This is a genomic window from Haladaptatus sp. SPP-AMP-3, assembly GCF_049568665.1.
Lineage (GTDB): Archaea > Halobacteriota > Halobacteria > Halobacteriales > Haladaptataceae > Haladaptatus > Haladaptatus paucihalophilus.
In genome coordinates this window covers 1934527-1952092 of record NZ_CP145897.1, presented here as the reverse complement: position 1 = coordinate 1952092, position 17566 = coordinate 1934527, and the positions used below count along the sequence as shown (strand labels likewise).

Annotated in this window: 16 protein-coding genes; 7 read left to right on the top strand and 9 right to left on the bottom strand. The window is 62.0% G+C overall.

Going from position 1 to position 17566, the window contains the following annotated elements; genetic code table 11:
• Window positions 1-30: 30 nt before the first annotated feature.
• On the bottom strand, window positions 31-246 hold the full coding sequence (locus V5735_RS10845) for a DUF7569 family protein (protein ID WP_423743532.1): 216 nt from the start codon (window positions 244-246) through the stop codon (window positions 31-33).
• 42 nt (window positions 247-288) lie between these two features.
• Complete coding sequence (locus V5735_RS10840) at window positions 289-1080, bottom strand: S26 family signal peptidase (protein ID WP_423743531.1); 792 nt, start codon at window positions 1078-1080, stop codon at window positions 289-291.
• Window positions 1081-1163: 83 nt separating this feature from the next.
• On the opposite strand from V5735_RS10840, the gene V5735_RS10835 reads away from it, so the two are divergent.
• The gene (locus tag V5735_RS10835) at window positions 1164-2675 is read left to right on the top strand and encodes a DNA-directed DNA polymerase II small subunit (RefSeq protein ID WP_423743530.1); all 1512 of its coding nucleotides are present in this window, start codon (window positions 1164-1166) and stop codon (window positions 2673-2675) included.
• Between the two features lie 267 nt (window positions 2676-2942).
• Window positions 2943-4253, top strand: a complete 1311-nt coding sequence (locus V5735_RS10830) for a DUF7282 domain-containing protein (protein ID WP_423743529.1) — start codon at window positions 2943-2945, stop codon at window positions 4251-4253.
• A gap of 102 nt (window positions 4254-4355) precedes the next feature.
• On the opposite strand, the gene lpdA is transcribed toward V5735_RS10830, so the two are convergent.
• Entirely contained in the window at window positions 4356-5780 is a 1425-nt protein-coding gene (gene lpdA / locus V5735_RS10825; RefSeq protein ID WP_423743528.1) for a dihydrolipoyl dehydrogenase, read from the bottom strand.
• Between the two features lie 142 nt (window positions 5781-5922).
• Between lpdA and V5735_RS10820 the strand changes: the two genes are divergently transcribed.
• Window positions 5923-6279, top strand: a complete 357-nt coding sequence (locus tag V5735_RS10820) for a hypothetical protein (protein WP_423743527.1) — start codon at window positions 5923-5925, stop codon at window positions 6277-6279.
• A gap of 151 nt (window positions 6280-6430) precedes the next feature.
• Here the strand turns inward: V5735_RS10820 and V5735_RS10815 are convergent, their stop codons facing one another.
• The 4 genes from V5735_RS10815 to lipA all read right to left on the bottom strand — a co-directional run bounded on the left by V5735_RS10815 (window position 6431) and on the right by lipA (window position 11374).
• Window positions 6431-7954 (bottom strand): 2-oxo acid dehydrogenase subunit E2, encoded by a 1524-nt coding sequence (locus V5735_RS10815; RefSeq protein WP_423743526.1) that lies wholly within the window; start codon window positions 7952-7954, stop codon window positions 6431-6433.
• Between the two features lies 1 nt (window position 7955).
• Window positions 7956-8951 carry an alpha-ketoacid dehydrogenase subunit beta gene (locus tag V5735_RS10810; RefSeq protein WP_423743525.1) on the bottom strand — a complete coding sequence of 332 codons (996 nt, stop codon included), beginning with the start codon at window positions 8949-8951 and terminating at the stop codon, window positions 7956-7958.
• Window positions 8952-8953: 2 nt separating this feature from the next.
• Entirely contained in the window at window positions 8954-10075 is a 1122-nt protein-coding gene (pdhA, locus tag V5735_RS10805; protein ID WP_423743524.1) for a pyruvate dehydrogenase (acetyl-transferring) E1 component subunit alpha, read from the bottom strand.
• 360 nt (window positions 10076-10435) lie between these two features.
• Window positions 10436-11374 (bottom strand): lipoyl synthase, encoded by a 939-nt coding sequence (gene lipA / locus V5735_RS10800; RefSeq protein ID WP_423743523.1) that lies wholly within the window; start codon window positions 11372-11374, stop codon window positions 10436-10438.
• Between the two features lie 177 nt (window positions 11375-11551).
• Between lipA and V5735_RS10795 the strand changes: the two genes are divergently transcribed.
• Together V5735_RS10795 and V5735_RS10790 are read left to right on the top strand one after the other, a co-directional pair.
• Window positions 11552-11878 (top strand): DUF378 domain-containing protein, encoded by a 327-nt coding sequence (locus V5735_RS10795; protein ID WP_423743522.1) that lies wholly within the window; start codon window positions 11552-11554, stop codon window positions 11876-11878.
• A gap of 94 nt (window positions 11879-11972) precedes the next feature.
• Window positions 11973-13379 (top strand): MATE family efflux transporter, encoded by a 1407-nt coding sequence (locus V5735_RS10790; protein WP_423743521.1) that lies wholly within the window; start codon window positions 11973-11975, stop codon window positions 13377-13379.
• Between the two features lie 235 nt (window positions 13380-13614).
• On the opposite strand, the gene V5735_RS10785 is transcribed toward V5735_RS10790, so the two are convergent.
• Window positions 13615-14010: a gamma-glutamylcyclotransferase family protein gene (locus tag V5735_RS10785; protein ID WP_423746019.1), complete on the bottom strand. Its 396-nt coding sequence runs from the start codon at window positions 14008-14010 to the stop codon at window positions 13615-13617.
• Between the two features lie 172 nt (window positions 14011-14182).
• On the opposite strand from V5735_RS10785, the gene V5735_RS10780 reads away from it, so the two are divergent.
• Both V5735_RS10780 and V5735_RS10775 read left to right on the top strand, forming a co-directional pair.
• On the top strand, window positions 14183-15493 hold the full coding sequence (locus V5735_RS10780; RefSeq protein WP_423746018.1) for an MATE family efflux transporter: 1311 nt from the start codon (window positions 14183-14185) through the stop codon (window positions 15491-15493).
• A gap of 86 nt (window positions 15494-15579) precedes the next feature.
• On the top strand, window positions 15580-16251 hold the full coding sequence (locus tag V5735_RS10775; protein WP_423743520.1) for an alpha/beta hydrolase: 672 nt from the start codon (window positions 15580-15582) through the stop codon (window positions 16249-16251).
• A gap of 75 nt (window positions 16252-16326) precedes the next feature.
• Here V5735_RS10775 and citZ read toward each other — a convergent pair whose 3' ends face one another.
• Window positions 16327-17466: a citrate synthase gene (gene citZ, locus V5735_RS10770; protein ID WP_423743519.1), complete on the bottom strand. Its 1140-nt coding sequence runs from the start codon at window positions 17464-17466 to the stop codon at window positions 16327-16329.
• Between the last annotated feature and the right edge of the window lie 100 nt (window positions 17467-17566).

Genomic DNA, 17566 nt, shown 5'->3' with positions numbered 1-17566 from the left:
TGTCCCGTTTTCTACTCGAAAGAAGGGGGTTCAATCGACGATGATTTCGGAACTCGTGCTCCCGGCGTCGGCGGTCGGTTTCATCTCGCTGTCGTATCGGTCTATCCAGTTGGCGAAGCACTCCGGGCAGAGTCGTTGGCTGTCTATCTGTGAGCGGTCCACGGACAATCGAATCGTTCGGGCCAGCGCGTCCTGTACCGGTTCCTGACAGTCATCACAAGGGTCGCGGTCGCTCTCGTCACTCATGAAGGCTCAATGTGACGCAAAATACATAAAACGACGCGGAAATCAGACGGTGGTTGCGGATTGGGGCGTATTTGCCGTCGGGTGTGTCTGTTGTACCGGCGGGACGGCCGAATAGCTGGTTCCGTCCTGTTGCGTGACGGTCGGACCGATGACGGCCGCCTTGGAGAAGAACAGGCGGACGTGGCCCAGCCACGGTATCTTCAACTCGGCGGTGCCGCGAATCCACTCCGGTTTCACTGGGTCACTGATACGGACCACCTGGTCGTACTCGCCGTTGTTGTCGCCCTTGGTGATGAATCCGGCGTGCGGTGCGGGGCAATTGGGTAACTCCTGACAGTTTTCCGCACCGAGGATGTAATCCTTGTTCGCTTTGTCGTACCAGTTCTCACCCTTGTCTACCCAGAAGCGAGCACGGTGGATGACGGGCGTTTCGTCGCTCCTCCCGTAGCGCAGGTAGATTACCACGTCTCCGTAATCGTTGAACTTCTTGTAGCCGGTGTCCTTTCCCTCCTGGTAGGTGACGACGCCGGTGTCGCCGTGGGCGGCGTTCGGCGGGAAGCGGTGCTGGTCCATGATGAAGATGAGGTCGCCTCGATACATCTGGGGCTGCATGCTCCCGCTTTCGACGGCCACCATCGGCGGCCACACGCCGCTGACGGCGAAGAGGATGAGACCGATTGCGACGACGACGGCGGCGCTTTCCAGCATCTCACGGACGAACACGACTGTCCCGTTGTCGGTGTGTCGGAACCAACGAATCCACGCGACCGGACCGGAGCCATCGGGTCCGGTGTCCCGTATACCGTCCGACGACGACTCGTCTGGGGGACTCATTGCGGTTACGTAATCTTCCCCGCGTTGTCAACCTTCTGGGTTGGTTCGCTAGCCTTTTTGCCTATCCGCGTCTCTGGAGAGATGTGCCGCTGAAAACCCCGGCTCGAATCGTCAGAGAACTCACGAGTCGCGGGTACAACGCCGACCGCGAGGCCGTCACGCTTCTCGCGTCCGCCCCTGACCCCGGAACGGCGCTCGAACGTGCAGTCGAATCCGCCCCCGAAGACGCCCTGAAACTCTCCGTCGAACACGTGCGAACGGTTCTCGATGACTCCTCGAACCGGGCGCGTGACCCCTTCGCTTCAGGTGGAGTTTCTGCCGCGAAATCGACAGCAGACGCGACTTCATCTCCAGTTGAAACGAAGGGGTCTGTGTCACGAAGTCCTACCGAACAGTCGGTGGACATCCTCAATGACATGACCGGTGCGAGCACGGGGACTGGCGAATACGACGATTTCGTCACGGTGTTCCGCGACCGGTTCCAGCGCCTTTCGGGCAAACTACGTGGCCGGGTGAACGCCCGTCCGACGAACGCCGTCGCCAGCATGCCCGGCGGAAGCGACGCCGCCATCGTCGGCATGATAAGTGACATTCGCTCCACGGCGAGCGGGCACTGGCTCGTCGAACTCGAAGACACGAACGGGACCTTCCCGTGTCTCATCATGAAAGACCGGGAGTTCGCCAGCGTCGTGGACGAACTCTTGTTGGACGAAACCATCGCCGTCGAGGGAACGCTCTCGGACGACGCGGGCATCCTGTTCGTGGATTCGCTTCACTTCCCCGACGTGCCGCGGACCTATCGGCCGTCGACCGCAGATCGTCACGTGCAGGCCGCGCTCATCAGCGACGTGCACGTCGGCAGTCAGGAGTTCATGGCCGACGCGTGGCATCGGTTCGCCAACTGGCTTCACACAGAGGAGGCCGAACACGTCGAATACCTCCTCATCTGCGGCGATATGGTCGAGGGCGTTGGTATCTACCCGAATCAGGACGAGGAACTCGACATCATCGACATCTTCGAACAGTACGAGGAGTTCTCGGAGTACCTGAAGGAGGTGCCGGGCGACTTGGAGATCGTCATGATTCCCGGCAACCACGACGCGGTTCGACTCGCCGAACCGCAACCGGGATTCGACGACGAACTCCGCTCCATCATGGACGTCCACGACGCGAAAATCACGAGCAACCCCTCCACGGTGACGGTAGAGGGCGTCTCGGTGCTGATGTACCACGGCGTCTCGCTGGACGAAGTTATCGCCGAACTGCCCGCGGAAAAGGCGAGTTACGAGGAACCGCACAAGGCGATGTATCAACTCCTCAAAAAGCGCCACGTCGCGCCCCAGTACGGGGGCCACACACGCGTCGCGCCGGAGGAGAAGGACTACCTCGTTATCGACGAGGTGCCCGACATCTTCCACACCGGCCACGTTCACAAACTCGGCTTCGGCAAGTACCACAACGTCCTCGCCATGAACTCCGGTTGCTGGCAGGCCCAGACGGATTTCCAAAAGAGCGTGAACATCGACCCCGACTCGGGATTCGCCCCTATCGTCGATTTGGACACGCTCGACGTAACGGTCCGGAAGTTCGCCTGAAGCGAAGTCGATGCCCGCTATCTGTTTTCCAGTCGAAATGGAGGGGTTGATTTCCTGAGTCCCTCGTTAAAAACTTCGAAACGAACGGGAGTCGTCGGCGAAAATCGCCCATCCTCGAATTCCCAAACTGAAATCTAAACTCAAACCCAGATTTTCAGATACATTCTCAAATTGGTATTGTTGGGTAGTTCGAATACCGATGAATTTGGGTGAGATTTGCGAAAATGTTCTTCTATTTACCTTCAGAAATAGCTATCGTCGGTTATCATGACTGCACCAGACCCCTCGGTCGATACGACCCAACCAAGCGATTCGAACTCGACTTCCCGTCGGCGGTTTCTCGCGGGTGCCGCCGTGACGGGGTCGGCCCTCGCGCTCAGTAGCACCGCGATTGCGATGCAGTCGTCGGCGTCGGTCACGTTCGACGACCAGACCACGGCAGGCACGTCGGTCAGCGTCGCGTCGGCGACGCTCCCGAAGGGTGGTTTCATCGCCATCCACGACGACCGCCTCCTCGACGGGAAGGCGCTGGAGAGCGTCATCGGCGTCTCCGATGCGCTCGATGCGGGCACACACGAAACCGTCGGTGTCGAACTGTTCGACGTGAAGGGCGCGGAGTTCGATTCGAAGATGTTCGAGGAGGATGCCACGCTCATCGCCATGCCGCACGTGGACTCGAACGGCAACGGCGAGTACGAATTCGTCTCTTCCGGCGGACAAAAGGACGGCCCGTACACGACGGACGGGGAAGCCGTCGTTGATGACGCGATGGTCTCCGTCGATGCGAAGCCGATGGCGTCGGTCACGCTCGACGACCAAACCTCCGACGGCACGATGGTCAGCGTCGGTTCCGCCACCCTCTCGGACGGCGGCTTCGTGGCCATCCACGACAGCAGCCTGCTCGACGGCGAAGTCCTCGATAGCGTCATCGGGGTATCCAACTATCTCGACGCCGGTTCCCACGAGGACGTGTCGGTTTCCCTGTTCAACGTCCCCGGCGGCGAGTTCGATATGGAGATGATGAAAGAGGACGCGACGCTCATCGCTATGCCCCATCTCGACTCGAACGGCAACGAGGAGTACGACTTCGTGGAGAGCGGGGGCGAGGCGGACGGTCCGTACACGGCGGACGGGGAAGCCGTCGTTGACGACGCGATGGTCTCCGTCGAGATGGACCCGAAACCGACCGCGGACGTCTGCTTCCGCGACCAGAAGTCCGACGGCGAGATCGTCTGGGTCAACAGGGCGACCCTCTCGGACGGCGGCTTCGTCACCATCCACGACGCGAGCCTCCTCGACGGCAAGGTGTTCGACAGCGTTATCGGCGTCTCCGACGCGCTCGACGCGGGAACCCACGAGGACGTCGAGATTTCGCTGTACGAGGGCGTCCCCGGCGGCGACTACGAGATGTCGATGCTGGACGGAGACACCACGCTCATCGCCATGCCGCACTTCGACAGCGACGACAGCGGGTCCTACGACTTCCTCACGTCCGAGGGGGAGACGGACGGCCCGTACACGATGGACGGGAAGGCCGTCGTGGACGACGCGAAAATCACGCTCTCGGACGGCTGCTGACGTCGGATTACGAATTCCCCATCGCAACCTTCCCCCGGTACCTATCCTCGTTTTCGAGCGCTTACGTGCCGATATCGACGAAAAAGTAGGACGTCACTTGCGTTACCGGTTCAGCGTGTGAATCGCGTGGCCGAGCGCGTTTTCAGCACACTCCATCACGGCCTCCGAGAGCGTCGGATGGGTGTGAACCGTGGCGGCCACGTCTTCCAGCGTCGCGCCCATCTCGATGGCCAGACCGAGTTCGGCGACGAGTTCCGAGGCCTCGGGGCCGACGATCTGTGCGCCGAGGACGAACCCGCTCGGTTCGTCGGCGACGATGCGGACGAAGCCCTCGGAGTGGCCCGTCGTGAGCGCACGGCCGCTCGCTTGGAACGGGAATCGACCCACGACGGGTTCGAAGCCCTGTTCTTCGGCTTCGTCCTCGGTCAGACCCACGGTGCCGATTTCGGGGTCGGTGAAAACGGCGGCGGGCATGGCCTGATAGTCGAGCGCCGAGGGCTCTCCGGCGATGACCTCCGCGGCGACCTGTCCTTCCTTGCTCGCCTTGTGGGCCAGCATCGGTTCGCCCGCGACGTCGCCGATGGCGTAGATGTGGTCCTTTTCGGTCCGCGCACGGTCGTCCGTCTCGATGAAGCCAATCTCGTCGGTTTCGATGCCCGCGTCTTCGAGGTTGAGCGTGTCCGTGACGGGTTGGCGGCCGACCGCGACGAGGACTTTCTCGGCACCGAACTCCGAGACCTCGCCGTCCTCGTCCTCGGTCATGACGGTGATGCCGTCGCCGGACTCCTCCCACTCCTTCGCGGCCTGTCCGAAGTGGAAGTCGATGCCGAGTTCGTCGGCCTTCTTCTTGACCGGTCGCGCGAGGTCGTCCTCGTAGGCCGGGAGCACCGAATCGAGCATCTCGACGACGGTCACGTCGGAGCCGAGTTTGGCGAAGACGCCCGCCAACTCCATGCCGATGTAGCCCGCGCCGACGATGACGATGCTCTCCGGGACGTCCTCCATGGCGAGTGCCTGCCGCGAGTCGAGGACGTGTTCGCCGTCGAACTCGAATCCGGGAATTTCGATGGGTCGGCTTCCGGTCGAGATGATGGCCTGTTCGAATTCGACCGTCTCCGAACCCTGTCCCTCGCCCTCGTGGACGACGCGAACCGAGTTTTCGTCCGCGAACTCCGCGCGGCCTTCCATCAGTGTGACGCCGTTGGCTTTACAGAGCTTTTCGACGCCGCCGGTCAGTTGGGACACCACGCCGTCCTTCCACTCGACCATCTCGCCGTAGTTCACGTCGAGTTTCGTGTAGATGCCCATGTCCTCAGCGTGGTTGGCGTCGTAGGCCAAATCTGACGCCGTAATCATCGCCTTCGACGGGATGCAGCCGTAGTTCAGGCAGGTGCCGCCGTAGGCGTCCTTTTCCACGAGCGTTACGTCGAGTCCAAGTTGCCCCGCGCGGATAGCGGCGACGTAACCGCCCGGTCCCGCGCCGATAACCAACACCTCAGTTCCAGTCGAGATATCTCCGACGACCATTGGGCGACTAGAGTAGCTACCGGGTAAAAAATCAGGTGGATTACGCCCTGACAAGTAGACGATTGTCAACAACCGCCACGAGTTCGAACCCAGTCTGACAGTGCGGGGGAACCATTATCTCTCGGTCACATCTGTTAGAACTATGAATAGCTTTCCGCGGTACGCTACCGGCCTCCTCGTAGCGAGCGTCGTCACTGCTAGCATCGCGTTCTTCGAACCTCCGACCGGGGAATCCCTTCAGATCCTTCTCGGAATCGCACTCGTGTACGGCGTCGGGACGGTGATTGCACTTCGTTATTGGCCGATTCTCCGGAGCAAAAACGGTCCGAAATGGGTCACCGGCGCGTTCGCCGGGGTCATGACGTTCGGCTGTTTGAGCCTGTTGAACGGTGTCACTCCGTCGCCGAACTTCGGTGTGGCGGTGCTCGGGTACGGACTGGCCGGGTTCGGCTTCGTCTCCGGAATCGCGTTCGAACACGGCAGAGAACCCTCGCCGTAGCCCGTTTCCGGTCTGAACATCATCGGGTTCATCTGATTTCCACTAGCTCTCATCGGCGCCGCGACGTGGCTTACTGACTGGTTGCGGGGTACGATTTCCACCCGGACTCGATAGTTTCGACGCGAAAAAAGTCACCCAGCGACGCGTCGGATTACTCCAGCAGGAGCAGTCGCGGGTTGTGCAGATATTCAAGCAGTTGGTTGGCGAACGACGCCACGACCGCACCGTCGATGATGCGGTGGTCGATGGACATCGAAATCGGAAGCGTGTAGCGCGCTTCCACTTCGCCTTCCACGACGACCGGCCGCTTTTTCAGTTCGCCCAGACCGAGGATACCGACCTCGGGGTGGTTGATGATGGGCGTCGCGTACTCGCCGCCGATGGCACCGAAGTTCGTGATGGTGAACGTGCCGCCCTGCATCTCCTCGCGCGAGATGGTGCGGTCGCGGGCCTTCTCGACCAGTTCGTTCATCTCCGAGGATATCTGGAGCATGTCCTTCTTATCCACGTCCTTCAGGACGGGAACCATCAGGCCGTCGTCGGTCGCCACCGCGATGCCGATGTTGTAGTAGTTCTTGACGACGATTTCGTCGTTCTCCTCGTCCAGCGCGCTGTTGAGGTACGGGTAGTCCTTCAGTGCGGCCACGATGGCCTTCAGCACGAACGGCATGTAGGTCAGCTTGATGCCGCGCTCCTCGGCGATTTCCTTGAGTTCGGCGCGCGTCTCGACCAGTTCCGTCACGTCGATGGAATCGTGGTGGGTGACGTGGGGCGCGGTGAACTTCGACTTCTGCATCTGCTTGCCGATGGTCCGTCGAATGCCGCGGTACGGAATGCGCTCCTCGCGCGGGCCGGTTTCGCCGGTCGCAACCGCGGCGGCGTCGGCGGCCTGCGCCTGCTGCTGTGCCTCGGCGTACTCCCGAACCGCTTCGGGCGTGACGAACGCCTGTCCGTCGCGCTCTTCGGTGGACGGCACGGCGTTGATGTCGATGCCCTGCTCGTCGGCGAGACGACGCGTCGCGGGCGCGGCCAGCGTCCGCTCGCGGTCGGCCGATTCGACCTGTGCCGGGGTGGCCGCGGTGGTCGCGGCACCCCCGCCGGTCGTTCCGGTTTCGGTCGCCGGTTCGGATTCTGCGGGTTCGGTTTCGACGGCTTCGGATTCTTCCTCGGCTTCCGATTCCGTCGCGCCCTCGGCCGCCGCGCGAACGTCGTGTTCGCTCACGCGACCGCTCGGCCCGGTGCCCTCGACGGACGCGATGTCCACGCCGAGTTCGCGCGCGAGTCGGCGAGCGCTCGGTGCCGCGAAGACGCGACCCTCGGGCGTCTCGGTTTCCTCCGCGTCCGCGGACGCGCTCGATTCCTCGACGGCCGCTTCTTGCGAATCCGTCGAGGCTTCGGCGCTCTCGGTCGCCTCCTCCTCGGGTTCCGATTCCTCGCCTTCCACGTTGAACGTGAGGAGCACGTTGCCGACCGGGACGACTTCGCCTTCCTCGGCGAGCAGCTCGCGGACGGTTCCGTTGACCGGTGAGGGAATCTCGACGATTGCCTTGTCCGTCTCGACCTCCGCGACCGCTTGGTCCTCGGTGACGGTATCGCCTTCCTCCACCTGCCAGCTGACGAGTTCACCCTCGGCGACGCCTTCGCCGACGTCGGGTAGCTTGAATTCGCGTACCATGTTAGAAGCTCACCGCGTCGCGGATGCCCTCTTTGATGCGGGTCGGCTCGGGCAGGTAGTAGTCTTCGAGGCTGTACAGCGGGAACGGCGTGTCGAAGCCGGTGATGCGCTCGACGGGTGCCTCCTGGTAGAGGAGCGCCTCCTCCTGAATCGTCGCCGCGATTTCTCCGGCGAGGCCGCCCGTCTTGGGTGCCTCGTGGACGACCGCCGCGCGGCCGGTCTTCTTGAACGACTCGATGATGGTGTCCGTGTCGAGCGGCGAGACGGTGCGGAGGTCCACGACTTCCACGTCGATTTCGTCCGCCAGTTCCTCGGCGGCTTCCATCGTCGGTCGAGTCATCGCACCCCACGTAAACACCGAGATGTCCGTCCCCTCGCGGCGCACCGCGGCCTCGCCCAACGGAACCTCGTAGGATTCCGTCGGAACTTCGTCGCGGAACGCGCGGTAGATGAGTTTCGGTTCGAGGAAGATAACCGGGTCCGGGTCGCGGATGGCCGAGGTGAGCAGGCCCTTCGTATCGTAGGGTGTGCTCGGCATGACGACCTTCAGGCCGGGTTGGTGGGAGTAGAACGCCTCCATCGACTCGGAGTGGTGTTCCGGTGCCCGGATGCCGCCGCCGTACGGCGCACGGACGACCATCGGACAGGTGAAGCGTCCACGCGAGCGGGTTCGGAGACGCGCGGCGTGCGAGACGATTTGGTCGAACGCCGGGTACATGAACCCGGAGAACTGCATCTCGGGGACCGGTTTCAGTCCGTAAGCGGCCATCCCGATGGCCGTTCCGATGATGCCCGACTCCGCGAGCGGCGTGTCGATGACGCGGTCGTCGCCGAACTCCTCGTAGAGTCCTTCCGTGGCGCGGAACACGCCACCGTTCTTGCCGACGTCCTCGCCCATCACGACGACGTCCTCGTCCTGTTTCATTTCAGTGTACAGTCCGTCACGGACTGCCTGCACGAGCGTGAGATTTTCCGATTCGGTAGTTGCCTGACTCATAGTTACTCCTCTAGAAGCGTTTCGTCACCGTACTGCTCGCGGAGGTGCTCGAACGATTCCATCTGTTCGCGGAGCCGTGACGGCATTTCCGCGTACACGTTGTTGAATATTTCCTTGGCGTCTGGTCGTTCGACGGCCTCGGCGGCGTCGATGGCATCGGCGACGGCCTCTTTGACCTCTTCGCCGATTTCCTCCACGTCCTCTTCGTCCAGTCGGCCGGTATTCAGGAGGAACTTCTCCATCCGCGGGATGGGGTCCTTCTGCTTCCACTCCGCGACCTTGTCGTCGTCGCGGTAGACGGTCGGGTCGTCGGCGGTGGTGTGTGCACCGAAGCGGTACTGGACCGCCTCGATGAGCGTCGGACGCTGTTCGTTCTCCGCTGGGTCTTTCGCCTTCTCGACGGCTTCCTTCGTCACCTGATACACGGCGAGGGGGTCCATCCCATCGACCTGTACGCCTTCGAACCCGTAGGCCTGTGCCTTCTGGGCGATGGTGGCGCTGGCCGTCTGGCGCTCGCGCGGCACCGAAATCGCCCACTGGTTGTTGTTACAGAAGAAGACGGACGGCGTGTCGAAGACGCCCGCGAAGTTCAGCCCTTCGTGGAAGTCGCCCTCGCTCGTCGCACCGTCGCCGAAGTAGCAGAGGAACGCCTTGTCCTCGCCCTTGAGTTTCGACGCCCACGCCGCGCCGGTCGCGTGCGGAATCTGGGTCGCGATGGGGACCGCGACGGTGAAGATGTTCGAGTCGTCCGGAATGTCGTTCCCCGCCTCGTGACCCATCCAGTAGAGCATGGTCCGTTTGAGCGAGAGACCGCGGACGAGCGCCGCACCGTGTTCGCGGTAGCTCGGGAACATCCAATCGTCGTCGGAGAGCGCGTAGACGCTTCCGATTTGCGCGCCTTCCTGCCCGGAGAGCGGCGGGTAGGTCCCCATCCGTCCCTGCCGGTTGAGGCTCACCGCTCGCTCGTCGAAGTGGCGGGCGAGACGCATCTGGCGGTACATGTCCACCAGTTCCTCGTCGGAGAGGTCCGGCACCTCCATTCCGTCCAGCACCGTCCCGTCTTCATCCAGTATCTGTACTCGGTCCTGGGGGTCTTGGTGTACGATGCTCACGATCGAACCCATCCTGACATACACGAAAAAACTCTCGCGCGCATTATAGGGTTTTCGTAATTAACTTCCCATAGGAATTGTCTCTCACACGATTTTCACAGAATCGTCATCTGAAACCCAATATAATCTTTCAATGTAAAGTTATTCCCCGAATAGCAGTTGAATGATGGACGTCTCGGTTACTGTCGAAATTTACCGGTAGTTCTATTGTATATGTGTTCGGACAGAATTGTACATCATTCAGCTTATTTCATCGTTCGTTCAACCAGAAATCCCGCCGTACTTCCCCTCTCGCGGCTCGCACCTCCAATTTGATATGACAACGCGTGTCGCGCGAGGCTTCGCGCCTCGCGGATCGTCCCTCCCCGCTCGCTATACGGAGGCCCTCCGGGCCTCCCTCCTCGCTTGCTCGACCGTCTTCCCATCCCGGAGGATGGCATCGACGAATAGTTCGCCCGCCTTGTACGACGACCGGACCATCGGTCCGCTCGCACAGTAGAGGAATCCCAGTTCCTCCTCGGCGACTTCCTGCCACGTTCGGTATTTCGCCGGGTGGACGTACTCCTCGACGTCGAGGTGCATCCGCGACGGCTGGAGATACTGGCCGAGCGTCACGATGTCCACATCCGTCTCCCGGAGGTCCGAAAGCGCCTGATACACCTCGTGGTCGTACTCGCCGAGGCCTAACATCAGGCTTGTCTTCGTGTAGATGTCCGATTCGCGCGTGACCTGTTCGAGAACGCCGAGGCTCTGTTCGTAGCCCGCCCGCGGGTCGCGGACGTGCCCTTGGAGGCGTTCGACCGTTTCGACGTTGTGCGCGATGACGTCCGGGTCCGCGTCGATTATCTTCCGAACGAGCGTTTCGTCGCCTTGGAAGTCGGGAATCAGCACTTCCACGAGGATTCCGGGGTGACGCTTCTTTATCTCCCGAATCGTCTGCGCGAAGTGTTCGGCACCCTGTCCTTCGAGGTCGTCGCGGTCGACCGACGTGAGCACCACGTAGTCGAGGCCGATTTCGGCGATGGCGCTGGCCACGTTCTCCGGTTCGTCGGGGTCAAGGGGTTCGCCGCCGCCGGTATCGACGTCGCAAAAGCCACAGCTTCGCGTACACTTGTGCCCCATCAGCATGAAGGTGGCCGTCCCGCCGCCGTCGGCACCTCTTCCGCTCCAGCACTCCCCGAGGTTCGGACAGTTGGCCTCCTCACAGACCGTATTGAGGTCGTGCTCTCGGAGCGTCTGCTTGATACCCGTAAACTCCTGTCCCGACGGGGGTCGCATCTTCAACCAGTCGGGTTTGCGCCGCCCACTCATTACCGACGCTTTCGGCCCGCCACGACAAAAGGATAGGGTATTGTCCGAAGTGCTCCGTCCTGTTCCGCTCCACGTTCGTCCATAATTTCCGTTTCGGGATGGAAACGGTCGAATACTTGCGTCGGTCCGTGTACAACTGGCAAATAACAATACGGGTAGTTTCCCTAGTTCCGTCCCATGGCTACGAATCGTAACACGGAGTCGTCCGACGGCATGCGGACGAACGGACTGGACTGGTTCAGCATGCTTCTCATCATCATCGGTGCGCTCAACTGGGGGATTCTCGGCATCACCGACCTGACCGGCGGGCGAGTCAACGTCGTCCGGCAGGTGTCGGGACTCCTGTTCCTCCCCAACGTCGCGCAAGTGGTTACGGACCTCATCTACGTCCTCGTCGGTCTGGCGGGGTTGTACTTCATCTACACCAGTTACAAAATCGGTCGTGCGAGCCGACAGACACGGCAGCAGGCGGCACAACAGACGGAACCGCGACGGACCGAGTGATTCCCTCTCATCTCCGTGTCCTTGTTTCTCACATCTTCATTGCCATATCTATAAATACCATCACGATTTTATAACGCATGTAACGGCAAAAACCATGCTCGATGTCTCACGGGACGAAATCACAAACGGGTCGTTAGTGCGTGCTCTCGTCCTTCTCGCTGTACCGCTCGTCGCCCAAAATCTCGTACAAGTCGCCCAACAAATCGTCGATATCTTCTGGCTCGGTCGACTCGGTGAAACCGCGGTTGCCGCGGTCGGTGTCAATATCCCCCTAACGTCGCTCATCTTCTCGGTTTTCATGATTACCGTGACCGGAACACAAGTTCTCGTCTCGCAGCGCGTCGGCGCGGACGAGTTATCACGTGCTCGACGAGCGGTGTTTCACGGGATGTCGCTCGCATTTGCGCTCGGGATAACGATGACCGTTCTCATCTTCGTTTTCGGGCGCGATATCATCGCGCTGTTCGGCGCCGAACCCGCCGTCGCGTCTGCCGCCGTCACCTATCTGGTTACGTACTCATTCGGCTTTCCCATCTTGGGAATGGGCGACGCTATCGAGATGGGATTCGTCGGCTGGGGTGACTCGCGTGCCGCGCTCTACATCAACGTCGTGGCGGTCGGTATCAACATCGTTCTCGACCCGGTTCTCATCTTCGGACTTGGTATCCCCGGATTCGAAGGGTTCGGCATCGCGGGTGCCGCCCTCGCTACGATACTCGGGTACGGTTGTTCGTCCCTGTTCGGCCTCGGAATGTTGATTCGCGGTCGGGACGGTTTCACTCTCACGCGGGAGGCGATGACGTTCCGGTTGAGCGACTACCGTGAACTGCTCGACATCGGCTTGCCGATGTTCGGCCAGCGCGCTGCTGCACAATCCGTTCGCGTCCTCATTATCGCGGTCGTGACGGCCGCTGGCGGCCCTGCTGCCGTCTCCGCGTACACCATCGGTGCGAGCGTCGCCAGTATCGCTTTCATTCCCGCGAGCGGCCTTCAAAGCGCCGCACAGAGCGTCATCGGGCAGAACATCGGTGCCGAAAACCCGATGCGAGCGAGCAGGACGACGTGGGTCGGCGTCGCCATCGCGGCGGTCGGTCTCTCGGTTATCGGCGTCATTCAGTGGTTTATTCCCGGCATGTTGACGAACCTATTCGTTCCCGATGTTTCGCAGGCTACGTACAACCTCACGGTCGATTATCTCCGCATCCTCGCCTACGGGTACTGGGGAATCGGCGTGATGTACCTCCTCGGTGCCGGATTCAACGGTGCAAGCCGGACCAAGACGACGATGGTCGCGGATATGGTGAAATATTGGGGGATTCGACTCCCAATCGCCGCTGTCGGTGTGTTGTGGCTCGGATACGACGTTCACGCCGTCTTCTGGGCTGTTACCCTTTCGAACTGCGTGGCTGCCGTCGGTTTCGGTGTCTACTACTACTTCCAAGTGAGCGACGGAATGACCCGGCGCGCGTCGCGGAGCGCCAACAGTTCTGTTGACGACTGACCCGTTCCGGTACCAGTTTCGATACTCGTTCGACTACCCTCCGTTGTTGTCACTCATCTTGTAAAAGGGGGAAAGAATGGGAGCGCGGAGCGTGTGACCGCGTTTTGAGACAGCGCGCGGTACTACTTAAGCACATGGGGGGCGGGGTGAAAGTAAAACCGATAGCAAGCGGCGGGGTAGAACCGGCGTCAGACGGAAGGCAGACGCTCGGGGTCAGACGGATGTCATACATAAATTAATCGCTCGTTCTAACCCGAACCATGCCATTTTCAATGTATTGGTATATTCGGCTTTCGAGCGGTCCGTCTCCGGGCCACGAAATCGATTCCGCCACGTCGAGTTTGGTCGGGTCGCCGACGTACACCGCGATTTCGTCCTCGGAGGTGCCGTCGCCGGGGACCGGGACCCTACTGTAGAGCCCCCGTTCGACGCCTTCGTACGAGTCGAGTGCACTCACGTCGGGCGTGTCGAGCAACCTGCCTTCCGTGTGGCCGCCCGGTGCGAGCGTCGGATAGCGGCCATCTACGCGATGCAATCCGACGAGCGTCGCGTCGCCGACGAATTCGAACGTCTCGACGACGGACGCGACGCGCTCGGGGTCGGTCAGGGTACCGTAGACGAACACCAGCATGTGGCCTGCCACACGAACGACGGCCAGTTAGCCCTACCGGGTGTGGTCGTCCGGCGCGTCGGTTGCCCGTTCCGGTACAGCCAAACCCCGTCGGAAACGATTCCGTCGCGTGACAGGACGTTCGCGGTTCGTCGCCGTTTGGCGGCGGGTCCTCGGGCTTTCGTGGCCCGTCATGGCCGAGCAGGTGCTCCGAACGATGATGCGGACGACCGACATCATCGTCACCGGGCTGTTTTCGCCCGCCGCCGTCGCGGCAATCGGGCTCGCGGACCTCTACGCGCGGTTGCCGCTTCGAATCGGACTCGGACTCGGCGGCGGTGCGATCGCCCTCTCCAGTCAGGACACGGGCGGCGGTGCGACGGCCAACCGCGACGAGGCGGTGACGCAAGCCATCCTCGTCGGTGCGGTTTCCGGCGTTCCGTTCGTCCTCTTCGGGCTGTTGGTCGCCGAACCCGCAATCGCGTTGCTCGGCGCACCCGAAAACGTCGCGCGGATGGGCGGCTCGTATCTCACCGTTATCTTTCTCACCGCGCCCGCTCGCCACGTTTCACTGGTAGCCGCTCGCTCCTTGCAGGGGACGGGGGACACGCGGACGCCGATGTACGTCAACGTGGTCTCCAACGTGCTCAACATCGGCGGGACGGTCGGATTGGGGCTCGGTCTCGGCCCGTTCCCGGGGTTGCGAATCGTCGGCGTCGGCGTGGCGACCGCGGTCGGAAACCTGTTCACCGCGGTCGTGCTCGTGCTGGCTATCGCGTTCGGAGTGACGCGAACGTCGTTCACGCGGCCCCGGAATCGAACCATCACGAAGCAGTTGCTCGCCGTCAGCGCCCCGCGAATCGGCGAGGGATTCGCGGCGACCGTCGCGGAGTTCCCGTTCAACGCGATTCTGCTCTCCTTCGGCACCGACGTGAACGCGGCGTTCCAGATCGGCCGACGGGTCTACCAACAGGTGACGGGTCCGCTCTCGCGGGGGTACAGCGTCGCCTCCAGCGTCGTCGTCGGGCAGGCGCTCGGTGACGGCGACCCGGACCGCGCTCGGTTCGAAGGCTGGGCAACGACGGCGCTCGGACTCCTGACAGTCGGCGGCATCGGCGTCGTCCTCTTTCTCGCCGCCGAACCCTTGGCGCGCATCTTCACCTCGGACCCGGCGACGCTCCGTTACGCCGCGGATTTCGCCCGCGTGTACGGACTCGCCGCGCCGTTCCTCGTCTCTTTCGTCGTTCTCGCCGGTGCGCTGCAGGGCGGAAGCGACACCAAGACGCCCTTCATCGCCCGAACGTCGGGAATGTTCGTGTTCATGGTCGGCTTTTCGTGGGTCATCGGCGTTCACTTCCAGTACGGCATCGTGGGCGTGTACGCCGGAATCATCCTCTACTACGTGTGGGCGCTGGCCGTCGTCGGCACGGGATTCTATCGCGGCGACTGGGCGACCCGCGCCGCGGCGATGATGGAAGAGCGGGGGAGTTCGGACGGAACCTAGCTGTTTCGAGACTTCCTCCCGCGCCGAAAGCCGGAGCGTTTCCCCGCGAGAGAAAGTGGTAGGGACCCGGAACCCATTTCTCGATTATGACCGACCCGAAGTTCGAGACGAGCGATATCGACGGCCCGCATGCGGGACAACCCGTCGTCACGTCCGGCGCGTCGCCGGACGAGGCGTCGGCGGCCATGGTGTTGGTGCACGGCCGCGGTGCGACCGCACAGAGCATCCTCGACCTCGCCGACGAGTTTCGACGCGAGGAAATCGCCTTCTTCGCGCCACAGGCGGCGCGAAACACGTGGTACCCGCAGTCATTTCTCGCCCCGCTCGACGCGAACCAACCGTACCTCTCGTCCGCGCTCTCGCTCCTCGAAACGCTCGTCTCCGACCTCGAATCGGTCGGTGTCCCGCCGGAACGCGTTTTTCTGCTCGGCTTCTCACAGGGTGCGTGTCTGACGACCGAATTCGTCGCGCGGAACGCCCGAAAATACGGTGGCGTCGCGGCGTTCAGCGGCGGTCTCATCGGTCCCGAGGGAACGCCGCGCGAGTACGAGGGGTCGCTCGACGGAACGCCTGTGTACATCGGGTGTAGCGACCGCGACCCGCACATCCCCGTCGAGCGCGTCCACAAGACGGAGGCGGTCCTAACGGAACTGGACGGCTCGGTCACCGAACGGATATTCGAGGGGATGGCCCACGAGGTCGTGCAGGAAGAAATCGCTCACGTCGATGGGATGATGGACGACCTCCTGTCGGGCTGAGTGTGTAAAAACGAGAACCGATGGTCGTCATCGAAAATAGTAGTCCGAAAATCGAAGGTCGAACTCGAATCGCGCTTATCGCTCGTCGATGGGGACGAACTCGACGTCCTCGTCGCCGACGTACTTGGCGCGCGGGCGGATGAGGCGGTTGTCGTCGTACTGTTCGAGCACGTGTGCAATCCAGCCGCCGACGCGCGAGAGCGCGAAGATGGGCGTGTAGATGTCGATGGGGATTCCCATCTGGTAGTAGGTCGAGGCGGAGTAGAAGTCTACGTTAGGTGCGAGTCCCTTCTCCTCTTTCATGTACTCCTCGATGGCGACGGACATCTCGTACCACTTCGTGTCGCCCGCGGCCTCGCCGAGTTCCTCGCTCTGTTCGCTGAGGATTTTCGCCCGCGGATCCTTGACGTTGTAGACGCGGTGGCCGAAGCCAGCGACGCGTCGCCCCTCGTCGAGCGCGTTCTGTACCCACTCCACGGAGTCTTGGTCGCTGTCGTCCACTTCCTTCAGCATCCGCATGACGTTGGCGTTCGCGCCACCGTGGAGCGAACCGGAGAGCGTGCCGATGGCGCTCGTCACGGCGCTGTGCAGGTCGGCGAGGGTGCTCGACGTGACCATCGCCGAGAACGTCGAGGCGTTCAGGCCGTGGTCGGCGTGGAGCACGAGCGCCTGGTCGAACACGTCCGCGAGCACGTCGTCCGGTTCCTCGTCGTTGAGCATGTAGAGGAAGTTGGCGGCGTGGCCGAGGTCAGCCCGCGGTTCGACGGGTTCGTCGCCGTTCCGGATGCGTGTGAACGCCGCGAGGATGGTCGGAATCTTCGCGGTGATGCGGCGACCCTTTCGGAGGTTCGCCTCGCGGTCCGAGGGGTCGGTGTCGGAGTCGTCGGGGTCGTACGTCGCCAGCATGGAGACGGCGGTACGGAGCGCCGCCATCGGTTCGGAATCGGATTCGGCGAGTTCGCGTACGGTGTCCATGACGCCATCGTCCACCTCGCGCTCCTCCGTCATGGAGTCGCTGAAGGCCTCGAGTTCGTCACGATTCGGCAGCTCGCCGTGCCAGAGGAGGTACAGCACTTCCTCGTAACTCGCGCCACGAGCGAGGTCTTCTATCGTGTATCCGCGATAGATGAGCTTTCCCTCGTCACCATCGATGTGGCTCAGTGCTGACTCCGCGACTACAACGCCCTCTAAGCCTTTTTTAACCTCGTCTGCCATGTTCGGACGATTCACGGGGTAGCCGCAAAAGGATTATCTTTCGTGGTCGTTCCCCAACGACCCGCGAACGTTTTTACGCGAGAGTGACCAACGTCGGCGT

Coding starts and splice junctions, on each gene's coding strand:
- citZ (WP_423743519.1), bottom strand. CDS start 17,466: ATGGCAGACGAGGTTAAAAAAGGCTTAGAGGGCGTTGTAGTCGCGGAG.
- lpdA (WP_423743528.1), bottom strand. CDS start 5,780: ATGGTCGTCGGAGATATCTCGACTGGAACTGAGGTGTTGGTTATCGGC.
- pdhA (WP_423743524.1), bottom strand. CDS start 10,075: ATGGGTTCGATCGTGAGCATCGTACACCAAGACCCCCAGGACCGAGTA.
- V5735_RS10840 (WP_423743531.1), bottom strand. CDS start 1,080: ATGAGTCCCCCAGACGAGTCGTCGTCGGACGGTATACGGGACACCGGA.
- V5735_RS10830 (WP_423743529.1), top strand. CDS start 2,943: ATGACTGCACCAGACCCCTCGGTCGATACGACCCAACCAAGCGATTCG.
- V5735_RS10785 (WP_423746019.1), bottom strand. CDS start 14,010: ATGCTGGTGTTCGTCTACGGTACCCTGACCGACCCCGAGCGCGTCGCG.
- V5735_RS10790 (WP_423743521.1), top strand. CDS start 11,973: ATGCTCGATGTCTCACGGGACGAAATCACAAACGGGTCGTTAGTGCGT.
- V5735_RS10845 (WP_423743532.1), bottom strand. CDS start 246: ATGAGTGACGAGAGCGACCGCGACCCTTGTGATGACTGTCAGGAACCG.
- V5735_RS10780 (WP_423746018.1), top strand. CDS start 14,183: ATGGCCGAGCAGGTGCTCCGAACGATGATGCGGACGACCGACATCATC.
- V5735_RS10820 (WP_423743527.1), top strand. CDS start 5,923: ATGAATAGCTTTCCGCGGTACGCTACCGGCCTCCTCGTAGCGAGCGTC.
- lipA (WP_423743523.1), bottom strand. CDS start 11,374: ATGAGTGGGCGGCGCAAACCCGACTGGTTGAAGATGCGACCCCCGTCG.
- V5735_RS10815 (WP_423743526.1), bottom strand. CDS start 7,954: ATGGTACGCGAATTCAAGCTACCCGACGTCGGCGAAGGCGTCGCCGAG.
- V5735_RS10795 (WP_423743522.1), top strand. CDS start 11,552: ATGGCTACGAATCGTAACACGGAGTCGTCCGACGGCATGCGGACGAAC.
- V5735_RS10775 (WP_423743520.1), top strand. CDS start 15,580: ATGACCGACCCGAAGTTCGAGACGAGCGATATCGACGGCCCGCATGCG.
- V5735_RS10810 (WP_423743525.1), bottom strand. CDS start 8,951: ATGAGTCAGGCAACTACCGAATCGGAAAATCTCACGCTCGTGCAGGCA.